Annotated in this window: 22 protein-coding genes and 1 tRNA gene; 12 read left to right on the top strand and 11 right to left on the bottom strand. The window is 72.3% G+C overall.

Going from position 1 to position 24,062, the window contains the following annotated elements:
* Positions 1 to 93 precede the first annotated feature (93 nt).
* Positions 94 to 651, top strand: coding sequence for a Uma2 family endonuclease (locus ACFY1P_RS01400; RefSeq protein WP_361526727.1), 558 nt, complete (start codon positions 94 to 96; stop codon positions 649 to 651).
* Between the two features lie 118 nt (positions 652 to 769).
* Entirely contained in the window at positions 770 to 3,607 is a 2,838-nt protein-coding gene (locus ACFY1P_RS01395) for a M4 family metallopeptidase (RefSeq protein ID WP_390749310.1), read from the top strand.
* 82 nt (positions 3,608 to 3,689) lie between these two features.
* Here the strand turns inward: ACFY1P_RS01395 and ACFY1P_RS01390 are convergent, their stop codons facing one another.
* Positions 3,690 to 4,520: a lysozyme gene (locus ACFY1P_RS01390; RefSeq protein WP_361526669.1), complete on the bottom strand. Its 831-nt coding sequence runs from the start codon at positions 4,518 to 4,520 to the stop codon at positions 3,690 to 3,692.
* A 215-nt stretch (positions 4,521 to 4,735) separates the two neighbouring features.
* On the opposite strand from ACFY1P_RS01390, the gene ACFY1P_RS01385 reads away from it, so the two are divergent.
* Complete coding sequence (locus ACFY1P_RS01385) at positions 4,736 to 5,209, top strand: MarR family transcriptional regulator (RefSeq protein WP_361526667.1); 474 nt, start codon at positions 4,736 to 4,738, stop codon at positions 5,207 to 5,209.
* 437 nt (positions 5,210 to 5,646) lie between these two features.
* Here the strand turns inward: ACFY1P_RS01385 and ACFY1P_RS01380 are convergent, their stop codons facing one another.
* Entirely contained in the window at positions 5,647 to 6,417 is a 771-nt protein-coding gene (locus ACFY1P_RS01380; RefSeq protein WP_361535818.1) for a hypothetical protein, read from the bottom strand.
* A gap of 235 nt (positions 6,418 to 6,652) precedes the next feature.
* On the opposite strand from ACFY1P_RS01380, the gene ACFY1P_RS01375 reads away from it, so the two are divergent.
* Genes ACFY1P_RS01375 through ACFY1P_RS01355 form a run of 5 tightly spaced genes read left to right on the top strand, consistent with a single transcriptional unit; the run spans position 6,653 to position 12,234 of the window.
* The gene (locus tag ACFY1P_RS01375; protein WP_390749309.1) at positions 6,653 to 9,298 is read left to right on the top strand and encodes a nitrate- and nitrite sensing domain-containing protein; all 2,646 of its coding nucleotides are present in this window, start codon (positions 6,653 to 6,655) and stop codon (positions 9,296 to 9,298) included.
* Positions 9,295 to 9,810 carry a roadblock/LC7 domain-containing protein gene (locus ACFY1P_RS01370; protein ID WP_361534940.1) on the top strand — a complete coding sequence of 172 codons (516 nt, stop codon included), beginning with the start codon at positions 9,295 to 9,297 and terminating at the stop codon, positions 9,808 to 9,810. The genes ACFY1P_RS01375 and ACFY1P_RS01370 overlap by 4 nt, the downstream gene beginning before the upstream one ends.
* Positions 9,807 to 10,238, top strand: a complete 432-nt coding sequence (locus ACFY1P_RS01365; protein WP_361534943.1) for a DUF742 domain-containing protein — start codon at positions 9,807 to 9,809, stop codon at positions 10,236 to 10,238. Before ACFY1P_RS01370 ends, ACFY1P_RS01365 begins: the two co-directional genes overlap by 4 nt.
* 28 nt (positions 10,239 to 10,266) lie before the next feature.
* Complete coding sequence (locus tag ACFY1P_RS01360) at positions 10,267 to 10,893, top strand: ATP/GTP-binding protein (protein ID WP_361534946.1); 627 nt, start codon at positions 10,267 to 10,269, stop codon at positions 10,891 to 10,893.
* A gap of 57 nt (positions 10,894 to 10,950) precedes the next feature.
* Entirely contained in the window at positions 10,951 to 12,234 is a 1,284-nt protein-coding gene (locus ACFY1P_RS01355; RefSeq protein ID WP_390749308.1) for a styrene monooxygenase/indole monooxygenase family protein, read from the top strand.
* 427 nt (positions 12,235 to 12,661) lie between these two features.
* On the opposite strand, the gene ACFY1P_RS01350 is transcribed toward ACFY1P_RS01355, so the two are convergent.
* The 6 genes from ACFY1P_RS01350 to ACFY1P_RS01325 form a co-directional block, all read right to left on the bottom strand.
* Complete coding sequence (locus tag ACFY1P_RS01350; protein WP_361530724.1) at positions 12,662 to 13,804, bottom strand: NlpC/P60 family protein; 1,143 nt, start codon at positions 13,802 to 13,804, stop codon at positions 12,662 to 12,664.
* Positions 13,805 to 13,969: 165 nt separating this feature from the next.
* Complete coding sequence (locus ACFY1P_RS01345) at positions 13,970 to 14,239, bottom strand: hypothetical protein (protein ID WP_361530727.1); 270 nt, start codon at positions 14,237 to 14,239, stop codon at positions 13,970 to 13,972.
* A gap of 58 nt (positions 14,240 to 14,297) precedes the next feature.
* Positions 14,298 to 14,636 (bottom strand): AAA family ATPase, encoded by a 339-nt coding sequence (locus ACFY1P_RS01340; RefSeq protein WP_390749307.1) that lies wholly within the window; start codon positions 14,634 to 14,636, stop codon positions 14,298 to 14,300.
* The gene (locus ACFY1P_RS01335; protein ID WP_390749306.1) at positions 14,633 to 15,052 is read right to left on the bottom strand and encodes an AAA family ATPase; all 420 of its coding nucleotides are present in this window, start codon (positions 15,050 to 15,052) and stop codon (positions 14,633 to 14,635) included. The genes ACFY1P_RS01340 and ACFY1P_RS01335 overlap by 4 nt, the downstream gene beginning before the upstream one ends.
* Positions 15,053 to 15,110: 58 nt before the next feature.
* A complete protein-coding gene (locus ACFY1P_RS01330) occupies positions 15,111 to 15,854 on the bottom strand; it encodes a TetR/AcrR family transcriptional regulator (RefSeq protein WP_361530733.1) in 744 nt (247 codons plus the stop codon).
* Between the two features lie 45 nt (positions 15,855 to 15,899).
* Positions 15,900 to 16,835, bottom strand: coding sequence for a diiron oxygenase (locus ACFY1P_RS01325; RefSeq protein ID WP_361530736.1), 936 nt, complete (start codon positions 16,833 to 16,835; stop codon positions 15,900 to 15,902).
* A 287-nt stretch (positions 16,836 to 17,122) separates the two neighbouring features.
* Here ACFY1P_RS01325 and ACFY1P_RS01320 point away from each other — a divergent pair, with 287 nt between their 5' ends.
* The gene (locus ACFY1P_RS01320; protein ID WP_390749305.1) at positions 17,123 to 17,938 is read left to right on the top strand and encodes a polysaccharide deacetylase family protein; all 816 of its coding nucleotides are present in this window, start codon (positions 17,123 to 17,125) and stop codon (positions 17,936 to 17,938) included.
* Between the two features lie 95 nt (positions 17,939 to 18,033).
* Here ACFY1P_RS01320 and ACFY1P_RS01315 read toward each other — a convergent pair whose 3' ends face one another.
* The 3 genes from ACFY1P_RS01315 to ACFY1P_RS01305 form a co-directional block, all read right to left on the bottom strand.
* Complete coding sequence (locus ACFY1P_RS01315) at positions 18,034 to 19,569, bottom strand: amino acid permease (RefSeq protein ID WP_361530742.1); 1,536 nt, start codon at positions 19,567 to 19,569, stop codon at positions 18,034 to 18,036.
* Between the two features lie 79 nt (positions 19,570 to 19,648).
* Positions 19,649 to 20,572: a hypothetical protein gene (locus ACFY1P_RS01310; protein ID WP_390749304.1), complete on the bottom strand. Its 924-nt coding sequence runs from the start codon at positions 20,570 to 20,572 to the stop codon at positions 19,649 to 19,651.
* A 313-nt stretch (positions 20,573 to 20,885) separates the two neighbouring features.
* A tRNA-Arg gene (locus tag ACFY1P_RS01305) sits at positions 20,886 to 20,957 on the bottom strand.
* Positions 20,958 to 21,066: 109 nt separating this feature from the next.
* On the opposite strand from ACFY1P_RS01305, the gene ACFY1P_RS01300 reads away from it, so the two are divergent.
* The 3 genes from ACFY1P_RS01300 (at position 21,067) to lysA (ending at position 23,980) form a co-directional block, all read left to right on the top strand.
* Positions 21,067 to 21,606: a PleD family two-component system response regulator gene (locus ACFY1P_RS01300; protein ID WP_390749303.1), complete on the top strand. Its 540-nt coding sequence runs from the start codon at positions 21,067 to 21,069 to the stop codon at positions 21,604 to 21,606.
* A 111-nt stretch (positions 21,607 to 21,717) separates the two neighbouring features.
* Positions 21,718 to 22,575 carry an ArgS-related anticodon-binding protein NrtL gene (gene nrtL, locus ACFY1P_RS01295; RefSeq protein ID WP_390749302.1) on the top strand — a complete coding sequence of 286 codons (858 nt, stop codon included), beginning with the start codon at positions 21,718 to 21,720 and terminating at the stop codon, positions 22,573 to 22,575.
* A gap of 13 nt (positions 22,576 to 22,588) precedes the next feature.
* A complete protein-coding gene (lysA, locus tag ACFY1P_RS01290; RefSeq protein WP_390749301.1) occupies positions 22,589 to 23,980 on the top strand; it encodes a diaminopimelate decarboxylase in 1,392 nt (463 codons plus the stop codon).
* The last annotated feature ends 82 nt before the right edge of the window (positions 23,981 to 24,062 follow it).

Genomic DNA, 24,062 nt, shown 5'->3' with positions numbered 1-24,062 from the left:
CCCGTGCGTATCGTTGTACTACCCGGCTGCCCGAATTTCGCGGGCAGCGGGGAGGAGTGCACAGTGACTGCCACGCTGACCGACAGGATCGTGATGGCCGACAGCGACGAGCTCAGCCTGGACGAGTTGTTCGACAGGCTGGAGCGGATGCCCGTCCCCGAGGGCTACAAGGTAGAGATCGTCGAGGGGGCCATCTACATGTCGCCGCAACGGCAAATCCACTGGGAGATCATTCTCGGCATTGTTGAGCAACTTCGGGCGAAGTACCCGAGGAGTCGCACGGCATCGGATGTGCGCATCGACTTCCCGGGCCACTTGAACGGTTTCTGCTGTGATGTCGCGACGTTCAAGGAAGGTGCGGCAAGGGACGATGAGGGGCGTTGGCATTACAGGAACGTCGAGTTCGTCGCCGAAGTGATCTCCAAGAGCACCGCGAGGAACGATTACGGGCCGAAGAAGAATGCCTTCGCTATGGCGGGTGTGCCGGTGTACCTCATCGTGGACCCGTATGTCGGCGAGTGTCGCCTCTTCACGGACCCCAAGGACGGCAAGTACCGCTCCGGGCCGCCGCTCAAGTTCGGTGACCCCATCGACCTCACCGACACCGTCGTCGGACTGACCCTCGCCACCGACGAGTTCCCCCGCGACTGAGCGGTTCGCACGGCCGAAAGCCGTCGCTCGGGCGCTACGCATCATTGTTCAGCCCTCGTCCCACCGGTTGCATGTCGCGGGACCGCACATGTTCCGGAAGGCACGAGGGGGATCCACCTTGCGTAAGTCCAGAGCACGTTCAGGAAGACCCGCCGCGAAGAGCGGCATAGCAGGGGCGGCGGCGCTGATGGGCGTCGCCGCCCTTGTCGTGAGCGCGGTGCCCGGGCAGGCCGTCGCCGCGGCCGGGAAGGCTCCCGGTGAGGTGATTCCGGGGAAGGGAACCTCCACCCCTTCCCTGGTCGACGGCATCCGGGAAGGCGTGCGGGCGAGCGGCAGCGCGGCCGACGCCGCGCGCGAACACCTCGCGGACAAGCCGGGCCGCTATCACATCGCCGCGCCGGGGCGCGATCTGCGGCCCGTGCAGACCGCTGCCTCGGGCCGGGACGAGACCGTCCGGCTCCAGCAGAAGTACGGGGGCGTGGACGTCCTCGGCGGGCAGTACGTCGTACGGATGGAGAAGAAGGACGGCAAGCGCGTCGTCACCGGCGCCTCCGGGAAGTATTTCACCGGCCTGAAGGCCGACACCAAGGCCGAGGTGAGCGAGGAGCTCGCGGTGCGGCGGGCCGTCGAGGCGACCCTGCGTGAACTCGGCGGTACCTGGCTCGGTACCGGGGCCAAGGCGGCGCGGTCGCTGACGGGCACCGCGCACGGCCTGGTGATCGTGCCCAAGGGTCCCGGCGTCCTCACCCACCACGTCACCGTGCGCGGCACCGACCCGGCCGACGGCCGGCCCGTGCTGCGCGAGGTCTACATCGACGCCAAGGCCGGCTTCCCGGTGCTCCAGTACAGCGGCATCAAGACCTTCGGGGGCGAGGGCACGGCCAGGTCCGCCGCCACGGCGTCCGCGAAGTCCGCCGCGGCCGCGGCGAAGAGTCCCGCGAAGCCCACGGACGGTGTGAGCCCCGGGATCGCCGGCTCCGGCGTGAAGTACGACGGCACCACCGTCGAGCTCGGGCTCTTCAAGGACACCGCCCGCAACGAGTACGTCATGCGCGACTACTCCCGCATGTGGGACTCCACCAAGAACCTGGTCTCCACCTGGGACGCCCGCGGCAAGGACGTCAGTGAGGCCTCCGGCGCCTGGCCCGCCGGCATCAAGGAATTCGGCTCGCCCGGCCCGAACTTCGGCAAGGGAGCCACCGAGTCCGGCGCCGTCGACGCCCACTGGGCGGCGGGCAAGGTCTACGACTACTACAAGAAGGTCCACGGCCGGAACAGCCTGGACGGCCGCGGCATGGCCATCAACTCCCTGGTCGGCGTGACTCGCTTCGGCGGCGCGTACGTCAACGCCTTCTGGGACGGCACCAAGATGGTGTACGGCGGGGGCGACGACGAGTACAAGACGCTCTCCGCGGACCTCGACGTGGTCGGCCACGAGATGACGCACGGCGTCGTCGAGAACTCCGCCAACCTCGTCTACGCGGGCCAGTCCGGCGCCCTCAACGAGGCGCTCGCCGACTACTTCGGCAACTCCATCGCCGTGGACGCCGCGGGCATGTCCATGGACGACCCCGACGCGGGCCTGCTGGGCGGCGACCTCTGCCGTACGAAGAAGCCGCGCCAGTGCGCCTTCCGTGACCTCAACGACGGGAAGACGACGTCCAAGAACTTCCTCGGCGTCGGCTTCTCCACCGACAACGGTGGGGTGCACATGAACTCCACCATCTTCTCCGGCGCGCTGTGGAACATCCGCCGGGACGTGGGCCGCACGCTCGCCGACAGGATCGTCTACAAGGCGCTCACGGAGTACATGACCCCGCTCGACGGCTTCACCGAGGGCCGCGCGGCGGTGATCGCCGCCGCGAAGTCGCTCGGGGTGTCGGCGAAGGACCTGAACACCGTCACGCGCTCCTTCAACGCCCGGGGCATCGTCCCCGACTGGGAGCTGGCGCTCGGCGTCGACACCGACCTGCTGTCCGGCAGGCTGAACACCGCGGGCACGGGGGTGGGCGCGGGCGGCGGCTGGTGGGCCGCGTCGCGGTCCAACGACGACGGCTCCGAGGCGTATTCGGTCTGGGCGGGCCGCGCGGACGGCTCGGGCTCCCCGAAGCTGATCAGCCCCAACGACGGGCGCTACCACGCCTATCCGGCCACGGACGGCAAGACCGTGGTGTGGGTCGCAGTCGGCAAGGACGGCATGGACGTGCTGTCCCGCCCGCTCGCGGGAGGACCCACCAAGAAGCTCTACTCCAGCGCCGGGATCAACACGGTGCGCGTCGAGGGCGACGTCGTGGTCCTGGAGGAGCAGAGCGGTTTCGGTGCCCGGCACGTCGGCTATCTGCGGCCCGGTGACAAGGCTCCGACCTGGGTGGACGACCGGCGCGAGGACACCGAGACGGCCATGCCGTCGGTCGGCGGCGGCCGCATCGCCTACGTGAGGATCACGTCGCAGGGCGACGACTTCCGGTCCGTCACCGAGGTGCTGGACCCGAGGACGGGCAAGGTGACGCGGGCGGGCGAGAGCCGCAAGCCCTCGGCCATCGGCCAGACCGGCATCAACGGCACGCACGTCTTCTGGCTGGCGCACGAGTTCGACGCGCAGGGCAAGGGCGGCTCGGCGGTGCGGCGGGCGAACCTCGACGGCACGGGCGTGACCGACCTCAACCGGGAGAAGGGCGCGCAGGCGCTCTTCCCCCTCGACCTCACGGCCTCCGAGAGCGCCGTGACCGTCACCTCGCTGCCGCCGGAGACCGCCACCGGCAACGAGGCGCTGCCGAAGCTCTACCAGTTCGCGGCGGACGGCTCGACCGACCCCGCGCGGGCGCGGGTCTCCTGCAACCGCGGTGAGCAGTCCTCGGCCGCGGCGGTGGGCGGCAAGCAGGTGGTGTGGCTCGACGGCACCACCGGCTACACCGACCTGGTCACCCGCACCCGCCCGGCGGGCTCCTGCGGCTGACGGCTGCGACGGTACGAAGAACCGGGCCCCCGCCGCCGATGTGCGGGGGCCCGGCGCTCTTGCGGGCGGATGTGCGGCGCGCTCAGCCGTCGGCCAGCGCCTGGAGCCGGCTGTAGGAGCCGTTGAAGCGGTTGTGGTCACCGACGGTCGGTCCGGTGTCGGTGTACTGCCAGACGGTGTGGAAGCCCCATCCCGCCGGGAGCTCGCCGGGCGAGGAGCCGTAGCGCGGGATCCAGAGGGGGTTGACGGAGCCGAAGCCGTCGTCATCGCCGGTGCACTGCTTCCACCAGCCGGTCGCGGTGTAGATCATCGCGTCGCGGCCGGTACGCGCGCGGTACGTGCGGAGGAAGTCCGCGATCCACTGGGTCAGGGCGCCCGCGCTCATGCCGTAGCAGACCGAGCCGTAGGGGTTGTACTCGATGTCGAGCACCCCCGGCAGCGTCCTGCCGTCGGCGGACCAGCCGCCGCCGTGCGCCGCGAAGTAGGTGGCCTGGGCGGCACCGCCGGAATTGTCGGGCAGGGCGAAATGGTAGGAGCCGCGGATCATTCCGGTGTTGTAGGAGCCGTTGTACTGCTGGGCGAAATAGGGGTTGGTGTAGCTCGTGCCCTCGGTGGCCTTCACATAGGCGAAGCGGTTGCCGCTGTTCCAGAGCGTGGACCAGGGGACGTTGCCGTTGTGGCTGCTGACGTCGACACCCTCGACGGAGGCGGTGAGCGAGGGGGGAGGCGTACGGCCCGTCTGGGGCTCGTGGCGGCGGACGGTCGAGCCGAGCCAGTCCCGCTCCGGGTGGGCGGGCCGCTTGCCGCCCGCGGTGGGGGAGGCGGCGAACGCGGTGCCCGGCAGGGCGACGACCAGTGCCAGCAGGGCGACGAGCAGGGACAGCAGGGGTGGAGCGGGTCTGAGCGCGGGCATGGCGGACTCCGGGGAGCGGTGTGGGGGGAGTGCCGTAAGCACGACGATATTGGTGTGACCATGTCATACCCAAAATATCGAGCGCGGACGCGTCGGGTGCGGGGGGACGCCGGTGCTGTCGCTGGTCCGATCCTGCGAAATACTTACCCAGCTGCGGCTATGTGCCGCGGTCCACGGAAATTTTCAGCAGCCGGAAAGCCGGAGAGGGCCTCGACGTGCACCAGACGACTCCCCCGCGTCCCGAGGACGGCAGTGGTGTGGACCAGGCCTACCTCGCGCTGGAACGCGAGCTCGCCGTCTTCCTCCGCCGCGCCCGCGCCTCCTCCGGCGAGATGGCCCGCGCCGTCCACCCCGAACTGGAGGCGGCCGCCTACGGCCTCCTCGTCCGGCTGGAGGACGCGGGGGAGCAGCGCGCCACGGATCTCGCCGCGTACTTCGGCGTGGGCAAGGCCACCATGAGCCGCCAGCTGCGCGCCCTCTGCGACCTCGGCCTCGTCGCCCGCGCGCCGGACCCCGCCGACGGCCGCGCGTCCCTGGTCCGCATCACGGAGGAGGGACGCGCCCGCTTCACGCGTGTCCGCGACGCACGTCGTGCTCATCATGTACGCAAGCTGGCGGACTGGGACCCGCGCGAGATCGCGGAACTGGCGCGGCTGCTCCGCCAGTTGAACGTGAGCGCGGAGGGGTAGGGCGGGTTCTCTTCCCCAGCCCCGCCCCTTCCCGCACTGGGGCGCGTGCCCCAGGCCCCCGGCTGTCCCGCCGTTGCCGCCTGCGGCGGAGAGCGCCCTTCGGGCGCGTCCTCAAACGCCGGACGGGCTGAAATTGCGCACCCACATCAGCCAAATCCAGCCCGTCCGGCGTTTGAGGACTAGCGCCGCAGGCGCTGCGCGTCAGCCGACGTACCCGCACATCGGGGTCTGGGGCAGAGCCCCAGTTCGGGAAGGGGCGGGGTAGGGGAACAAAGCGCCGCAGGCGCACTGAAGCCGCACCCGGGCACGGGTCCGGGGCGGAGCCCCGGCCGCGGCGGAGCCGCGCATCAGATGCTGCGGGAAGGGGCGGGGTAGGGGAACAAAGCCCGCCGCAGGCGACAGCGACCCGGGCCCCGGGACCGAACCGCCGCCAACGGCTAAAGCTCCGCGAACACCACCGCCGCATCATCCCGCACCTTCCCCCGCGCCCGCACCCCCCACCCCGCATCCGCCTCCGCGCAGCGGACCGCGTCGATCAAAGCCTGCGGCCCGCCCTTCGACAGAAGGGCGAAGCACTCCGCCCAGTCACCGAGACCGAAGACCTCCACCCACCGCCCCGCCCCGTCCGAGACCGCCGCCAGCGACCGCACGGACGCCCGCGGCGCAGCCCCCGTCACCGCCCGCCCGGCGACAGCCGGATCCGCCGCGGCCGTGAAGAAGCCGTCAGGGGCGTTGCGTTGGGCGTCCGTCACGGGGCCCAGGGCGCGCAGCCGCTCGATGCGGTCGTCGAGGATCGCGGTCACCGTGCCGTCGGGGGACTCGACGAGGAGGGCGGAGTCGGAGAGGACGAGGTGTTCCACCCGCTCGTCGTCCCAGCGCGCCACGACGACGGTGGCCTGGGGTGTGCGGCGGTGGGTGAGGTCGCACGTGGCGCGATGGGCGTCCGCCGTGCGGGAGATCGCCTCCGAGAGGCAGTCGGCGAGCGCCTGGCCGGGGCGTGAGACGGCGAGTTCCAGGAGGGCGCCGCCGAGCCGGGCGGTGAACCAGGGGACACCGTGCGCGCAGCCGGTCTCGCCGGAGGGCGGCGGGGTCACGCCGTCCAGCAGGACGAGCGCGCCACCGCGCCCCGAGGCCGGCAGGGCGACGGACGCAAAGTCCTCGTTCGGGTGGTGGGGATCCCCCGGCTGGGTGGCGAGTTCGATGCGCATGGGGCCAGTGTGCCGGATGCCGGAAATCCAGTCGTGCGGGTGCGCATCCTGGAGGCACATGCCGCGTTCTCCAGGTGACGTGCTGACCTGGCCCGTATGCGATGAGTGAAGCATCGCGAGTCAATTCCCGGGCTGGGTTCACTCGTTCGAGTGGCCGGGTGGGCGAAGGGCACCCTCTCCTCAGAGGTGCTGAAAGGGTCAAATCCGTACCAGGGGTGGGGCAGGCGAGAGTGGAATGAGAGCACCGGTGCGGAAGAAGCGGCCGCGGGGCGGCGAGCGGGAGCGGCAGTCCTCGGCGGTGCGGGAGCGCACCGCCCGCGTGCGTAACCGGCTGACCGCCTCCGTCGCGGTCACCGCCCTCACCGTGCTCGCGGCGAGCGCCTTCGGCGCGGTGGACGCCACCCGCGAACTCGGCCGCGCCCAGCGGCTCGCCGCCCTCGCCGACGCCGACGGCCCGGCCCTCGGCCTCGCCCACTCCCTCGCGGACGAGCGCGACGCCGCGACGCAGTACGTCGCGGGCGGCCGCGCGGACAAGGCGGAGGCGGCCGCCATCAAGACCCAACGCGCCCACGTGGACCAGGAGATCGAGGACTTCCGGCCGGCCGCGCCCGCCTCGCTGCGCGACCGGCTCGACACCCTCACCGCCGCGCGCCACCAGGCGCTCGACGGCGACGACGCGCTGGCCGTCTTCACCGCCTACACCGGCATCGTCCAGGCGCTGCACGGCGTCGCCGACACCGCCGCCCTGCACGGCGCCGGCGCCGGGGGCGACGCCGCGGCGCTCCCCGCACTCGGCCGCGCCGTCGAGGAGGACTCCGCCACCCGCGCCCTGCTGCTGGGCGCCATCGCCGCGCACGGCGACGCGGCCCTCGTCTCCGCCGCCCAGCGGACCGCCGCCGCGGAGAAGGACGCGCTCGCCGACTTCGACCGGCAGGCGAGCGCCAAGTCCCGTGAGGCGTACGCCGGTACGGTCAGCGGCCCCGACGTCACCGCCGCCGCGGACCACACCACCCGCCTCACCCGACCCCAGGTCACCGCGGCGGAACTGGCGGCCGAGCCCGTCGAGCCCGTGCGCTCGGCGCTCAGCTCCCGCCTGGACCTGATGCGCCAGGCCGAGTCCGACCTCGCCGCCAATCAGGCCGACCGCCTCGCGGCGCAGCGGCACGACGCGCTCGCCGCGCTGGAGCTGCGCGCCGGGCTGATCGTCGCGTGTCTGCTGGTCGCCCTCTTCACCGGCGTACGGACGGCCCGGTCCATCACCCGGCCGCTCGCCTCGCTGCGGCTCGGCGCGCGCCGCGTGTGCACCGACCCCGCGGCGGAGAAGCCGATCGGCTTCAAGGGCCGGGACGACGAGTTCGCCGAGACCGCGCGGGCCGTCGACCTCCTCCACGAGACCGCCGTCCGGCAGCAGGAGCGCATCGCCGTCCTCGAAGGCGAGCGCACCCGCCTCATCGCCGCCCGCCACCTCCTCGCCGAGGAGCACGACGCCCTGCGCGAGCGGCACCAGGAGCTCGCCGGGCAGCTGGCGGAGGAGGCGGCCGCCCGCACCGCGGAGCACCCCGGCGACGCCGCCGAGCGGGCCCGCGGCCTCTTCGTCGGGCTCTCCCTGCGCACCCTCGGCCTCGTCGAGCGCCAACTCGCCGTCATCGAGGGCATGGAGACCCACGAGACCGACCCCGAGCGCCTGGAGACCCTCTTCACGCTCGACCACCTCGCCACCCGCATGCGCCGCAACAGCGAGAACCTCCTCGTACTCGCGGGCGCCGAGAGCGTCACCGGCCGGCCCGAGCCCGTACCGCTGCTGGACGTCCTTCGGGCCTCGGCGGGGGAGATCGAGCGGTATCAGCGCGTCCGCATCCAGTCGCTGCCCCCGCACGCCCGGCTCTTCGGCCACGCCTCCGAGGACGTCAGCCACCTCGTGGCCGAACTCCTGGAGAACGCCACGACGTTCTCCCCGCCCGACGCCCAGGTGCAGCTCTCCGGCTGGCTCCTGGAGACCGGCGACATCGCGCTGTCCGTGCAGGACGAGGGCATCGGCATCGCCCCCGACCGCCTCGCCGGCTTCAACGCCCTGCTCGCCGCCCCCGACCCGGACGGCCCGCCCCCCACCGGCCCGGCGGGCGGACCCGTGCGGACGGGCCGCGCCCGGGGGACCATGGACGCCCACCCGGCCGACACCGGCCAACAGCCGGGCCTCGGGCTCTACGTGGTCGCCCGGCTCGCCGCCCGGCACGGCATCCGCGTCCAGCTGCGCGAGCAGACCACGGGCGGCATCGCGGCCGTCGTCGTGCTGCCCGCCGCGCTCCTGGCCGACGGGCCCCCGACCGTCACCGGCCTCGGCGACACCCCGCCCGTGCCCGGCGCCGCCGCCGCGCCCCCGATCCACCTCCCCGGCTCCATCGCCGAGGCCGCGCCGCCCCCGGTCCCCGGAAGCCGGTACGGCGCGCACGCCGCACCCGCCCCCCTGCCACCCCTGTCCCCCCTGCCCGTCCACCCGGCAGACCCGCCCACCGGCCATCTCCCGGACGGGATACGGCCCACCGGCCCGCCGCCCGCGGCCCCCGTGGGGCGGCACGCCCGGCCGTCGGCGCTCGGCGACCCCGCCGCCCTCGCGCCCACCGTCCCCGGCCAGGGCTCCGCCCAGGTCACCGGCAACGGCCTGCCCCGCCGCACCCCCCAGCCCGTACCGCAGCGGGCCGAGGCGCCCCAGCCGCGCCAGGGCGTCGACGCGGAGGCCCTGCGGCGCAAGCTCGCGGGCTTCCAGCGGGGCGCGGCCGAGGGACGCCGCGCCGCCGTGGCGGAGATCGCGGCACGCACCACTGAATCGAACCAAGCGGGGCCGCCGGCTCAGGGCGGCACTGTCGAGGAGGCACGCGGTTGACTGCATTTTCCCGGGAGGCGACTCCCGTCACACCTGTCGGCCCCGCCGTCTACGGGCTGAGCCACGAAGCCCGCAATCTGCACTGGCTGCTGGCCGGTCTCGTCGACGAGGTGCCGGGCGTACGCTCCGTCGCCGTCGTCTCCTCCGACGGCCTGCTGCTGCTCTCCTCCGACCCCGAGCACACCCCCCAGCCCGGCCTCGACCGGCCCGCCGGACCCCGCGGCTCCACCGGCGACCTCGCCACGATCGTGGCGGGCCTGGGCAGCCTGACGACGGGAGCCGCCTGCCTGATGGACGGCGGCGTCGTCAAGCAGACGATGGTCGCCATGGAAGACGGGAGCCTGTTCGTGATGACGATCAGCGATGGCTCGCTCCTGGGCGTGCACGCCGACCCCGACTGCGACATGAGCGTCGTCGCCTATCAGATGGCGCTCTTCGTCGGCCGGGCCGGGCACGTCCTCACCCCCGAACTCCGCAGGGAGCTACGGCAGTCGGTGGAGGCGGTCGAATGAGCCAGGCGGTCCTCTGCCGCAAACCCGCCCGCGTACGCCCCTACTCCCTCACCGGCAGCAGGCCGCGCCGGTGCCGGGTGCTGCTCGTGGAGACGTTCGTGGCGGCGCTCGACACCACCGCCACCACGGACGACGCCGCCCCGCCCGGCCAGGCACCGCCACCCGACGGCTGCGAGCCGCTGCCGCCCCGCTCCGTCCCCGAGGCGCGGGCCCTGCCCGAGGCCCGCGCCATCGTCGAACTCTGCTTCCGGCTGCGCTCGGTCGCCGAGATCGCCGCACTGCTGAAAATGCCCCTGGGGGTGGTCAGGGTCCTGCTCCTCGAACTGGCCGACCAGGGCAGGATCCGCGTCTTCGACACGGGCCACGGCACGGGCCGGCCCGACCGCGCGCTGCTGGAAAGGGTGCTGGGTGGACTTCACAGGCTCTGAAGCCGATCCCCGGAGGGCGGCCCTCGCCGTGCGCAACGAGGACCCGACGCGCGGGGGACCGCCCGCCGCCCTCGACGTCCCCCGCCCCTGGCAGACCGACCGCAGCCGCGCCCCGCACGCCACGAAGATCGTCGTGGCGGGCGGCTTCGGCGTCGGCAAGACGACCTTCGTCGGCTCCGTCTCCGAGATCACCCCGCTGCGGACCGAGGCGGTCATGACGGTCGCGGGCGAGTCCGTGGACGACCGCAGCGCCACCCCGGAGAAGACGACGACCACGGTCGCCATGGACTTCGGGCGCATCACCCTCGACACCGACCTGGTGCTCTACCTCTTCGGCACACCCGGCCAGGAACGCTTCTGGTTCATGTGGGACGACCTGGTGCGCGGCGCCATCGGCGCCGTCGTCATGGCCGACACCCGGCGCCTGGCCGACTGCTTCCCCGCCCTCGACTACTTCGACAGCGCGGGCCTGCCCTACATCGTCGCCGTCAACCAGTTCGAGGGCGCCGAGCGCCACGAACCGGAGGAGGTGCGCGAGGCCCTCGCCCTGCCCCGCCAGGTGCCGCTGGTCCAGATGGACGCCCGGCAGCGGGTCGCGGTCGTCGACACCCTGCTGATCCTCGTCGGCCGGGCCCTCGACGCCACACCCGGATAACCGGCACACCCCGCCCGGTGCGGCGCGGCGCCACGCCCGTACGAAGGAGCTTCACCCATGCGCCGGATCCTCATCGTCGGAGCGGGCCAGTCCGGCCTCCAACTGGCCCTGGGCCTCCAGGTCAAGGGCTACGACGTGACCCTGATGTCCCACCGCACCGCCGACGAGGTGCGGGCCGGCCGGATCATGGCACCCCAGTGCCTCTTCCCGACCGCGCTGCGCCACGAGAGCGAGCTCGGGCTCGACTTCTGGACCGACCGGGCCCCGCGCATCGAGGGCCTCGGCGTCTCGGTGGCCGGCCCCGAGTCGGACGGCGGCGGCCGGACCCGGCTGATCGACTGGCTCGGCAGGCTCGACGGCCGCGCCCAGTCCGTCGACCGCCGGGTCAAGACGGCCGGCTGGCTGGACACCTTCGCCGAGCGCGGCGGCCGCCTCGTCATCCACGCGGCGACCGTCTCCGACCTCGACGCGCTCGCCGGACACTACGACCTGGTGCTGGCCGCCGTGGGCCGGGGCGAGCTGGCGTCCCTGTTCGCCCGGGACGCGGCCCGCTCCCCGCACGCCACGCCGCAGCGGGCCCTCGCCGCCGCCTGTGTGCACGGCCTCGCGCCCTGCCCGGAACACCCCGCCCTCGACGCGGTCCGCTGCACGCTCGTCCCCGGTGTCGGCGAGCTCTTCGTCATCCCCACCCTCACCCTCTCCGGCCGCGCCGACCTCCTGCTCTGGGAGGGCCTGCCCGGCGGCCCGCTGGACGTCTTCCGGGAGACGGCCGGCCCGAGCGAGCACCTGGCCCGGTCGCTGGAACTGCTGGAATGGTTCGCCCCTTGGGAATACGCGCGCGCCACGGAGGTCGAACTGACCGACGCCAACGCCACACTCGCCGTCCGCCACGCCCCGACCGTCCGGCACCCCGTCGCCCACCTGCCCTCGGGCGGCCTCGTCCTCGGCGTCGCGGACACGGTCGTCGCCGACGACCCCGTCACCGTCCAGGGCGCCGACTCCGCTGCCAAGTGCGCCGCGTCCTACCTCGACTCGATCGTGGAGCGGGGGGAACTCCCCTTCGACGAGGCGTGGATGCGGTCCGCCTTCGACCGCCATTGGGCATCCGCCCGGCACACGACACGGTGGACGAACGCGATGCTCGGCTCGCTGCCGGAGCATGTGCTCGCGCTCATGCGGGCGGCGTCGACGTCCGAGGCGGTGGCGGACCGGCTGGCCCGGGGCTACGACGATCCGTCGGATCTGGAGGAGTATTTCTTCGACGCGGATCGGGCGGCGGAGTACGTGGCGAGGGTGGCGGGGGCCTTGTTCCCCAGCCCCGCCCCTTCCCGCAGCATCTGATGCGCGGCTCCGCCGCGGCCGGGGCTCCGCCGCGGACCTGTGTCGGGGTGCGGCTTGAGTGCTCCCCCAGCTAACGCTGGGAGGTGCCCCCAGCGGCGGGCTTGTTCCCCATCCCCGCCCCTTCCCGAAACTGGGGCTTCGCCCCAGACCCCGGCCCGCGCTGGCGCGCGCTGTCCTCAAACGCCGGACGGGCTGAATTTCACGGAACGTGGGTTCGTAGCCTGCGGGCCGCAATCCAGCTTGTTCGGCGCCGCAGGCTACGGACCACGGTCCGCACAATCAGCCTGTCCGGCGTTTGAGGACGAGCGCCGCAGGCGCTGCGCGTCAGCCGACGTACCCCGCACATCGGGGTCTGGGGCAGCGCCCCAGCTTCGGGAAGGGGCGGGGCAGGGGAAAAGCCCGCCGCAGGCGAAAACGAACCCCGCCCTCAGGAAGGCGCCCCCGCCCGCCCGTACCCCGCATCGGACCCGCCCGCCGAACCACTCGGCAGGGCGGGCGGTTCGTAGGCCCGCAAAGACGGAGCAGCCGCATCCGGCCGCACAACCCCGAGCAGAGGATTCGCCGCGATCGGCGAGACCTTCACCGTCGCCCCGGGCCGCGGCGCCTGTATGACGAGGCCGTTGCCGATGTAGATCGCGACATGCGTCGCCCCCTCGAAATAGATCACGAGGTCACCGGGGCGGATCCGGTCCAGCGGAACCCTCGGCAGGGACTTCCACTGCTCCTGGCTCGTCCGCGGGATGGCGTCACCGGCGTGGGCCCACGCCTGCGACGTGAGGCCGGAGCAGTCGAAGGACTCGGGGCCGGCCGCGCCCCACACATAGGGCTTGCCTATCTGCTGGTACGCGTACTCCAGGGCCTTCCCGCCGAGCGCGGACGGCATGGCCGAGCCGCCGAGCCGCCCGGAGGCGAGCAGCTTGCGCTGGGCCTCGCCGATGTCCTTCTGCTCCAGCGCGCGGAGCTCGGAGAGCTGCTCACCGGTCAGCGAGGCCAGCATCTTCTCGACCTGGTCGAGGCTCTTGCGCACGTCGTCGCGCTGTTGCTTCTGCTGGGCGGCGAGCGTCTGCTGGGTGTTGAGGGCGTCCTGCGCCTTGCCCGCGAGGTCCGCGGCCCGCTTCTCGTTCTGTGTGAGCCGGCCGACGGTCGCGGCGCGCTGTCCGGCGGCCCGCTGGAGCTGGTGGCCCCGGTCGAGGGCCTGCTGGGGGTCCGTGCTGAAGAGGAAGCCCATGTACGGGGAGAGGGTGCCGCTGCTGCCCTGGTACTGCTCCCGGGCGAGCCGCCCGGCGGCTTCCCGGCTGCCGGTGAGCGCGATCCGCGTGTCGGCCAGCTCCTCGTCCAGCTTCCTCACCTGGTCGCGCTGCTTCTTCAGGCGCTCCTCGGTGGCGTTGTACTTCTCCGTCGCTTCCTCGGTCTTGCGGTAGAGCGACTGGAGCTGGGAGAGCAGGGAGCTCACGGGCTGGTCGGGCGGGTCGGCGGGGGCCGCCGACGCCATGGGCGCGGGCAGTACGACCGACACGGCGCCGGCTATCAGCGCCGCCGTGCAGACAACACGCACGAACCGTCCTGACACGGGCTCACCTCCGATGCGTGGGCGTGATCGTCAGCCCAAGGAGGATCGTGCCATGGTGGCCGCCGTTACGGCAGTGGGGTGGGCGAATCCGCCTAACCCGCTCACCCCCTGGTTGCCCGGCCGTCACCCGTTCGGCGGGCGCGCGTCATCGGCCGTCCGGCCGCATCACGCGCCGGGGCGCGACCAGGGCCATTTGAGGCCGCCGCCGGGGGTGCCCTCCGGGTCGTACTCGTACTTCCAGCCCTTGTGCAGGCCCAGCCGCTTCGTCGTGCCCGCCTGGACCCGCCTGTACACGTGTACGACCTCGGTCCCCCCGTTCCCGTCCGGCACGGGGATCTCATAGGTCTTCGGCGGGTGCCCGGAGAGCCCGAGCAGTACCGGCAGTACGCGCCCGTCCAGGGGGCCGCCCACGAAGGGCGTATCTTCGCTTCTCACACCACCAGTCTGCGTCAGCCCCCGCCGGGCCCGGTGTCCGTAGGGCCCATCGCGCGGGTCAGGCGCGCTCGTCGCGCGGTATGAGGTGCCGGAGATACGCCTCCGGATCGCTCATGTACCGCCGCCAGTGGTCGACGAGCAGCAGCTCGCTCCACTCCACGGGCGCGATGCCGTGCTCCCCGACCTCCAGGATCCGGGCGCCGGGCGTCGACGCGAGCACGGGGGAGTGGGTCGCGCAGATCACCTGGGCGTCCGACCGGCCCAGCCGGTGCATCAGCGCGACCAGCCGCAGGCAGGAGGCGAAGGACAGCGCCGCCTCCGGCTCGTCCAGCACATAGAGCCCCGGCTGCTCGAACATCGACTCGAAGACGGTCAGGAAGCCCTCGCCGTGGCTCATCTCCGAGGTGTTCTCCTCCCAGTAGCCCGGGAGCCCCCACACCTCTCCATCAGGCCGAACGCGGTCTCGGCCCGCAGGAAATACCCCTTCTTCCGCGTCCGCGGCCCGGTCACCATGCGGGTGCCCGCCGAGGTGAGGTCCAGGCGCACGGCCCCGCCGAGCACCGACGGCGGCCGGTCGTTGCCGTACTTCCGCCCGGCCCGGCCACCGCGGCCGTCCAGCCCGTACGCCTCCGCTATCGCCTCGACGATCGTCGACTTGCCCGAGCCGTTCTCCCCGACCAGGAAGGTGACCGGGGCGTCGAAGACGATCCCCTCGCCGACGAGCTCCTTCACACACGGCACATCCCAGGGCCAGCCGTCCCCCTCGGGGCCGCCGACGAGCTCGGGCGGTACATAAGCGCGGTTCACGAGCATGCTCACGAGCGTACGAGGAGGGTCTGACAACCGCCCCGGCCGGCAGCCCGGGCCTCGGCTAGAGCAAGTGGTCCGCCGCCGCGAGCATCGGGGCGATCCGGCGTGCCAGCGTGCCCGCGCGGCCGTCGGCGGGCTCCAGGGACAGGACGGCCGCCACCAGCCGGCCCACCTGTTCGTCGCCCGCCCCCGTGGCCAGCAGCAGGGCCAGGAATTCGTCGACCAGCCAGTCGCGCAGCTCGGGCAGCGGGGGCTGCTTGCCCTCGTCCAGCCAGATCAGCGACGCCGCCTCGACCGCCGTGAGCCACGTGCGGACCATCATCCGCAGCCGGGGGCCCGGGTGGCGCACCCGCAGGTGGGTGAGGATCTGCTCGGCGGCGCCCCGGCGGACGCCGTCGACGATCGCGCCCGTGCGGGAGGTCTCGACGACGCTGCCGCCCTGGAGCAGGGCGCTGAAGCCCGCGTCGTGCTCGTCGACGAAGCCGAGGTAGCGGTCGAGGGCGGCGGAGAGCCGGCCGGTGAGGGGGCCGGACTGCGGCTCGGCGAAGCACAGTTGGAGGTCGTCGGCGGCGCTGCGCAGCGCCGCCTCGTACAGCTGCGGCTTGCCGCCCGGGAAGTAGCGGTAGACGAGCGGCCGTGACACCTCGGCGGCGGCCGCGACCTCGTCCAGGGAGACGTCCTCGGGCGCGCGGTGCGCGAAGAGCGTGAGCGCGGCCGCGATCAGCTGGGTGCGGCGTTCCTCGACGCCGAGCCTGCGGTAGGTGGAGCGGGGGGACGGAGTCGGTGCGGTTCCGCTGCCGTTCATGTACGGCAGCGTATCCGCCCGTCCGCGGCGGCAGGCCGGGCCGCGTCAGGGCCGCGCGAGCAGCCCGGAGCTCTGCCACAGCCGCCGCCCGGCGCCGCGCATCACCCCGATGTCGTCCAGGAAGTCCGTCAGCCGCTTCGCGCCCGCCTGCATGACCTCCCGCCGGTGGCCGCTCGCCCTGACCTGGGCGACGGCCTCGCGGCGGTCGAGCCCCACGTTCGTATAGACGGCGGGGTTGACGAACGCGAGCGAGAAGACGCGGGCCGCCTCGCCGGAGCTCAGCCGGGTCAGGCCGGCCTCCCAGCGCGGGGCGGTCACCATCTGGCGGCGCAGCTCCTCGCGGGCGTAGCGGACGTGGCGCGCCTCCTCCACGACGTGGATGCGGGTGACGCCGCGGACGACGGTCTGCACGCGCTCGTCCGGGAAGGTCAGCCGCTGCATGTAATCGAGGATCTCCTCGCCGAGGAGGGTGCAGGCGAAGGAACCGGGCGTGGTGGAGATGGACTTGAGGATCCTGGCCAGGTTGTGGTGCAGCCCGGAGACGGGGTAGGTGGGGGCGCCGGACTTCGCCACCATGCGGGCGAACATCTTGGAGTGTCTGCACTCGTCGGCTATCTCGGTGAGCGCGTAGCGGACGTGCGCGCTGCCGACCGGCTTGTCGTAGATGTGCCGGACCAGCAGCTGCATCAGGATGATCTCGAACCAGATGCCCAGGGAGGCGAGGGAGGCGGCCTCGTGACGGGAGAGTTCCAGGCGCTGTTCCTCCGGCATCCGCCGCCACATGGGGGTGCCGTAGAGGGAGAGCAGCTCGGGCGGCCAGAACCACTTGCCCTCTTCGAGGGGCGCGTCCCAGTCCAGTTCGGTGTCGGGGTCGAAGGAGTGCTTCGCCGAGGACTCCAGCAGGCGTTCGGCTGTCTTCTCGCGATCCTTGAGCAGGCCGAGCGCGTCCCGGAGCGGCTCTCGTGCGGTCTCGGTGGTCATGGCTGAGGACACCTCGTCTGTGGGTTACCCGCGGTCACACGCTTATGAGACTGCTTGTCAGCAAGCACGTCAATCCCCCCGGCGCGACGTGCCGGGGGGTGGTGATCGCCGAAGGCGCGGAGCGGGCGGGGGAGTTGATCCGGAGGATGTCGGTCCATTTCCCCTGAGGCGGGCGATGGGCCCGATAACGCGATGTGTAGGTCTTGTGACCGGTTGGAACCCTCTTTTCGGTACGGGCGTCCTTGCTGTGCACCAGCGGGGCAACTCGTACCGAGGGAGGGGACGTTATGGCACGGCTCAACGCCCGCGCGCGCCACATCGCGATGACGGCGGTGTCGATCCTGGCGCTCGCCGCGACCATACCGGGTTGCGTGGCCATGGCCACGGAGGACTCGGGAAAACCGGCACACCGCCAGGACGACAAGCGGAGCGCGGAGCGGGTGCCGTCCTCGGCGCCGCGGTCACCTTCGGCATCCGCCCCGGCCACCCCGGCCCATGTGTCGGACGCGATCACCCACGAGTCGGAGGCGCCGGGCAAGGCGGTCAACCTGACCATAGACGACGGTCCGGAACCCATCTGGACGCTGAAGGTGCTGGACGTACTGAAGAAGTACGACGCGAAGGCCACCTTCTGCATCATCGGATCGCGCGCGAAGGAGTATCCCGAGCTCGTCAAAAAGGTCGTCGCCGCCGGCCACCGGCTCTGCGACCACTCCGTGGACCACAACACCGCCATGGACCAGCGGTCCGAGTCCTACCAGCGGCAACAGGTCCTCGACGCCCAGAAGATGATCCTGGACGCGGCGGGTCCCGGCACCCGGGTGCTCTACTACCGCGCTCCCGGCGGCGCGTTCACCCCGTACAGCCGCGAGGTCGCCGCGTCCCACGGCATGCGCCCGCTCGGCTGGAACGTCGACACCCGCGACTGGACCAACCCCGGCGTCGAGCGGATCGTCGACGCCGTCCACCAGGGTCTCAGCGACGGCCCCACCATCCTCTTCCACGACGGAGGCGGTAACCGCGGCCAGACCGTGGCCGCCCTGGACCGGATCCTGCCCTGGCTCAAGAGCCAGGGCTACGTCTTCGGTTACCCCAGGATCTGACACCCTTCGCCCGCCCGGAAGCGGAACCGATCCCGCGGGCCCGCCGCGCCGTACGCGGCGGGCCCGTCCTCGACGGTCCCGCACGCGACCGGGGGCTACCAGCGGAAGGCGTCCATCGGCGGCGGGTCGGCCGGCTGCCCGGCGGGTGCCGCGTGCCGCGGGTGCCGCGGGTCCAGGAACCAGTGGCGGGCCGACACCAGCCACCACACCCCCGCGAAGCCCACGACCGCGGCCACCGCGATCGGCGCGTAGTTGAAGGTGTCGACGGTGACGGGACCGGACTGCGGCAGCATGAAGAGCACGGTGATCACCGCCACCCAGGAGATCGCGGCGATCCCGACCGGCTTCGACCACCGCCCCAGGTGCCACGGCCCGCGCTCGAAGGCGTCACCCTTGCGGAGCCGCAGCAGCGTCGGTACCGCGTAGGCGATGTAGAGGCCGATCGTGGCGATCGAGGTGACCGCCGCGTACGCCGTGGAGTTGACCAGATAAGGCAGCCCCAGGAGGAAGGCGCCGAGCGCGGCCAGCCACACCGCGTTGGTGGGCGTCCGCGTCTGCGGGTTGATCCGGTGCCAGACCCGCGAGAAGGGCAGCGCGCCGTCCCGCGAGAACGCGTAGATCATCCGGGAGTTGGCCGTCACCGACGCCATCCCGCAGAAGAGCTGCGCGACGATCACCACGAGCAGCAACAGCTTCCCCGCCGAGGCGCCGAGCGCGTCCATGAAGATCTGCGCCGGCGGCACCCCGGTCTCCGTGCCCACTGAGCCCGCCCAGTCCTGGATCGCGTACGTCATCCCGGCCAGCAGCACGAAGCCGGCGATCCACGACACCCAGATCGAGCGCACGATGCCCCGCGGCCCGGCCACCGAGGCGTCGTTCGTCTCCTCCGTCATATGGGCGGACGCGTCGTAACCGGTGAACGTGTACTGCGCCACCAGCAGCGACAGCAGCCCCACGTAGAGGCCCGACCCCCAGCCCGTGTCGTTCACGAAATGGGTGAAGACGAACGACGTCGACCGGTGCCCGTCCGGCACGAAAGCCAGCGCGCCGACGATCAGCAGCACACCCAGCAGGTGCCACCACACGCTCACGGAATTCAGGAAGGCGACCAGCCGGACGCCGAAGGTGTTCAGCAGCGCGTGCAGCAGAAGCACGGCACCGAAAAGCGCGATCGTATGGCCCGGCGTCGCCGGAAAGCCGAACTGGAGGTCCAGATAAGCGTTGAGGAAGGACGCCGCCCCGAAATCGACGCCCGCCGTGCACGCGATCTGCCCCAGCACGTTGAACCACCCGGTGAACCACGCCCACGCCGCCCGCGACCGCTCGGGCGCCATCCGGTGCGCCCAGAAATACAGCCCCGCCGAGGTCGGATAGGAGGAACACACCTCCGCCATCGCCAGCCCGACGACCAGCGTCATGGCACCGACACCGACCCAGCCCCACATGAGCATCGCCGGTCCGCCGGTCCGCATGCCGAATCCGTACATCGTCATGCACCCGGAGAGGACCGAGATGATCGTGAACGATACGGCGAAATTCGCGAACCCGGACATCCGCCGGGCCAGCACCTGGGTATAGCCGAGCTGTCGCAGACGCTCCTCGTCGGAAACGCCGGGTACGTCGAGTGGCACGCGATTCTCTCTCTCGTGATCGTTCCGGTGAACGGCGGTCAAGGAATGTGCGGTGCGCTTCGTTCTTCGAACGCGTTCTTCAGGTGGCCTGTTCGCTCCTCGGCCGCACGGCGCGGGCCGCCCACGCCCGGTGCCGCAGGAAGAGCTCCGGCGCGTCCCCGCAGTACGACCAGGGCACCTCGGCGGCGTACGGCCCGATCGCCCGGAAGACGTCGTACGCCTCGGCATGGCGCCCCGCGAAGGCGAGCGCGTGCGCCAGATAGTTCGCGTCGTCCATGAACTGCGCGTGCGGGCGCGGCGGGCGGTGGCGCCACCAGTTCTCCAGCACCTGGTCGATGTGCGGGCAGTCGATCCAGGGGTGGATGCTCAGGCCGTAGCTGCCGGCCTCCGTCCGCATCCGCTGCCGGTGCGACTCCGCCACGGCCACCAGCGGCAGCACCGCGACGGGCAGCCCCTTGGGCGCGGTGTCCGCCCGCTCCTGCGCCCAGTGGAACATCTCCGTGCCCGAACCGTGGTTCCGTGCGAAGAGATAGGTGAGGACCTCGTGATGCGCCTCCCGGTTGTACGGATCGCGGGCCACCACCTCGGCCCACACCTGCCGCAGCATCTGACGGCCGGGCGCGTGCACCCGGATCAGGGCGAGCATCACCACCCAGGGGGAGGGATCCGCCGGCGCGGCCTCGGCGGCGGCCAGACACGTGGCCCAGGACCGCTCCATCTCCGGGCGGCCCTCGTCCACGCCACGGATCATCGACCGCAGCGCCTGCACGTGCGCGAGCAGCGCGAGCGCGTCGGCGGACCCCGGCTCGGCCCGCGCCCAGGTGTCCGCGAACCGCAACGGCGCACCGGCCCGCGCGAGCACCTGGAGCCGGAAGACGCGCCGGTCCCAGTCACCCCCGGTCGCCGCGAGCAGGTCCCGGGGCCCCTCCCACCGCCCCATCGAGGCATCCTCCAGCACGGCACGCAGCGCGGCATCGTCCCGGGCGGGATGCGTCCGCAGCACTTGCTCCCCACCCCGCCGAAACCTCACGGCCCGCCCACCTTCTCGCTGCCGGATGTGCCTGGATGCGCCTGGATGTGCCCGACCTGACGCCACGTCAAGAAGCCGCCCGGAGGCCGCAGATGGTGCCTCGACGGCCGCACCATACCCCGCGGGGGGCCGCGCGGGAGGGTGGTGGGACGGGTGAGAATGCCGTGCGGAAACGTCCGGATGCGACCGGGTACGACAAAGAGCCGGACCCAGTGGGACTGGGTCCGGCTCTCGATGTCCGGCACTTCGGCTGGTCAGCGGCCTTGCGGCGCTGGCTGAAGCGAAGTGCCCCCGGCAGGATTCGAACCTGCGCACACGGCTCCGGAGGCCGTTGCTCTATCCCCTGAGCTACGGGGGCGTGTCCGCCGCTTGTCGCGGCGACGGGTAGAACATTACCAGCTCCGGACGGGTGTCCCGCAACGTCGTTGGAGGTGAGGGCAGGGGGAGGTCGCCCGCACGGGGTGGAAGTGGGGAAAACCCGGACGCAGCGTGGCTGTCGCGCTTACTCTCGGGTTGTGCCTGGCTTGTCCGGCCGGGTCCTTGTCGTCGACGACAACAAGGTCATCCGGCAGCTGATCAGGGTCAACCTCGAGCTGGAGGGCTTCGAGGTCGTGACCGCGGCCGATGGTGCCGAGTGCCTGGAGATTGTGCACCGTGTGCGTCCCGATGTCGTGACCCTGGATGTCGTCATGCCCCGCCTCGACGGGCTGCTGACGGCCGCGCGGCTGCGGGCCGACGCCCGGACCCGGGACATACCCATCGCGATCATCAGCGCCTGCACCCAGCCCGAGGTCGACAGCGGGCGTTCCACCGGGGTCGACGCGTTCCTGGCGAAGCCCTTCGAGCCGACGGAGATGGTCCGGCTCGTCCGGCGGCTGGTGCGGCACCGCAAGGGAGAGGGCGACGACGGGTTGCCGGGGGCCCCGGCCCCCGGGGACACGGACTCCCTGCACAACGGGCGGCGCCGCGCGCCGACATCGGCCACATCGAGACCGTCCGGAGACTGAGCGTCCGGAGACCGAGGACGCGGCCGAGCGGACCGCCGCACTCCGGTGGCGCGTCCCACCTTGTGAAACCTGTTCGCCGGGCCTCCCCCCTTCTCGCCTAGGCTTGGCCCCGTGACCCCCGCAGATCTCTCCCGCACCGTTCTGCACACGGTGCGTCGTGCCGTCGAGGCCGATGAGCTGAGCGCCGTCGTGCCCGATCGGGTCACCGTGCGGGTCCCGCCCCGGCCGGGCTGCGGGGACTACGCCACCAATGTCGCCCTGCGGATCGCCCAGCAGAGCGGACGCCCCGCCCCCGAGATCGCCGAAGTGCTCCGGCGCAGGCTCGCCGCCGAACCCGGCATCGCCCGGGTGGACATCGCGGGACCGGGGTTCCTCAACATCACTCTTGAGGGCGCTTCCTACGTCCGCCTCGTACAGGACGTCCTCAACAGCGAAGAAGGCGCGAGAGAAGACGCGGGGGAAGACGCGGGGGAGCGGAGCGCACCGCCGCTCCTGCCCGAGCCGCCGCCCGATCTCGTACGCAGACTCGGCGCCGACGCCGCCCGCTGGAGCCTCCTTTGCCCCCCGGGCCTCGACCGCGACCTGCTGCTCGCGCAGCGCGAGAGCAACCCGCTCTTCCGCGTCCGGTACGCCCACGCCCGCACCCGGGCCCTGCTGCGCAACGCCGGTGACCTGGGCTTCTGCCCCGAGCCGGGGGACGTGCCGGACGAGAGTGCCGCCGCCGTGCTCGCCGGCCTCGGCGACCATCCCCGCGTGCGCGCCGCCCGCGCCCCCGACCGGCTCGCTCGGCATCTCGAACGTCTCGCCGACGCCTTCCTCCGCTGGCAGGCGGCGTGTCCCACGCTGCCGCGCGGTGACGAGAAACCCTTGGCCGTCCACCGCGCCCGACTGGCCCTCGCCGAGGCCACGGGCAAGGTGCTGGCCGACGGCCTGACCCAGCTCGGCATCACCGCACCCGCACACCTCTGAGGAGATCAGAGCCATGAGCCGTTCCGCACACCCCGCCGGGCCCCGCTACGCCGACGTGCTGCCCGAGGGCCATTACGCCGCTCCGCCCACCGACCTCAACGCCCTGGACCCGCGGGTGTGGGCCCGTACGGTCGCGCGGGACGCCGACGGCGTGGCCACCGTCGGCGGGATCAAGGTCACCGAGCTCGCCGAGGAGTTCGGGACGCCCGCCTACTTCCTCGACGAGGACGACTTCCGCGCGCGCTGCCGGGCCTGGCGCGACGCCTTCGGCACCGAGGCCGACGTCTTCTACGCGGGCAAGGCCTTCCTCTCCCGCGCCGTCGTCCGCTGGCTGCACGAGGAGGGGCTCAACCTCGACGTGTGCTCCGCCGGCGAGCTGGCCACCGCCCTCGACGCCGGGATGCCGGCCGAGCGCATCGCGCTGCACGGCAACAACAAGTCCACCGAGGAGATCACCCGCGCCGTCGAGGCCGGGGTGGGCCGCATCGTCCTGGACTCCTTCCAGGAGATCGTCCGCGTCGCGCACATCGCCGAGCGGCTCGGCAAGCGCCAGCGCGTCCAGATCCGGGTGACCGTCGGCGTCGAGGCGCACACGCACGAATTCATCGCGACCGCCCACGAGGACCAGAAGTTCGGGCTCGCGCTCGCCGGGGGACAGGCCGCGGAGGCCGTCCGCCGCGCGCTCAAGCTCGACGGCCTGGAGCTCATCGGCATCCACTCCCACATCGGCTCGCAGATCTTCGACACCTCGGGCTTCGAGGTGGCCGCGCACCGCGTGGTGGGCCTGCTGAGGGACGTCCGCGACGAGCACGGCGTCGAGCTGCCCGAGATCGACCTCGGCGGCGGCCTCGGCATCGCCTACACCTCCGAGGACGACCCGCGCGAGCCGCACGAGATCGCCACGGCGCTCCGCGAGATCGTCACACGCGAGTGCGCCGCCGCCGGGCTCGCCGTGCCGCGGCTGTCCGTGGAGCCGGGCCGCGCCATCGCCGGGCCGCCGGCATTCACCCTCTACGAGGTCGGCACCGTCAAGGAACTCCCGGGCCTGCGCACGTACGTGAGCGTGGACGGCGGCATGTCGGACAACATCCGCACCGCGCTCTACGACGCCGAGTACAGCGTCGCGCTGGTCTCGCGGGCCTCCACCGCCGAGCCGATGCTCTCCCGCGTCGTCGGCAAGCACTGCGAGTCCGGCGACATCATCGTGCGCGACGCCTTCCTCCCCTGTGATCTGGCCCCCGGCGACCTGCTCGCCGTGCCCGCGACCGGCGCCTACTGCCGCTCGATGGCCAGCAACTACAACCACGCGCTGCGCCCGCCGGTCGTCGCGGTCAAGGACGGCACGGCGCGCGTGATCGTCCGGCGGGAGACGGAAGAGGACCTCTTCCGCCTCGACGTCGGCTGACGGACGAAAAAACCGGCTCACCGAGGTAAAAACGGAAGTAAAGATCTCGGATACTGGACGGGGGAGGGAATCCCCCGTCCGG

Source organism: Streptomyces sp. NPDC001407, assembly GCF_042895325.1.
Taxonomy (GTDB): Bacteria; Actinomycetota; Actinomycetes; order Streptomycetales; family Streptomycetaceae; genus Streptomyces.
The sequence above is the reverse complement of the archived record's forward strand: the minus strand, read 5'-3'. Positions and strand labels throughout refer to the sequence as shown.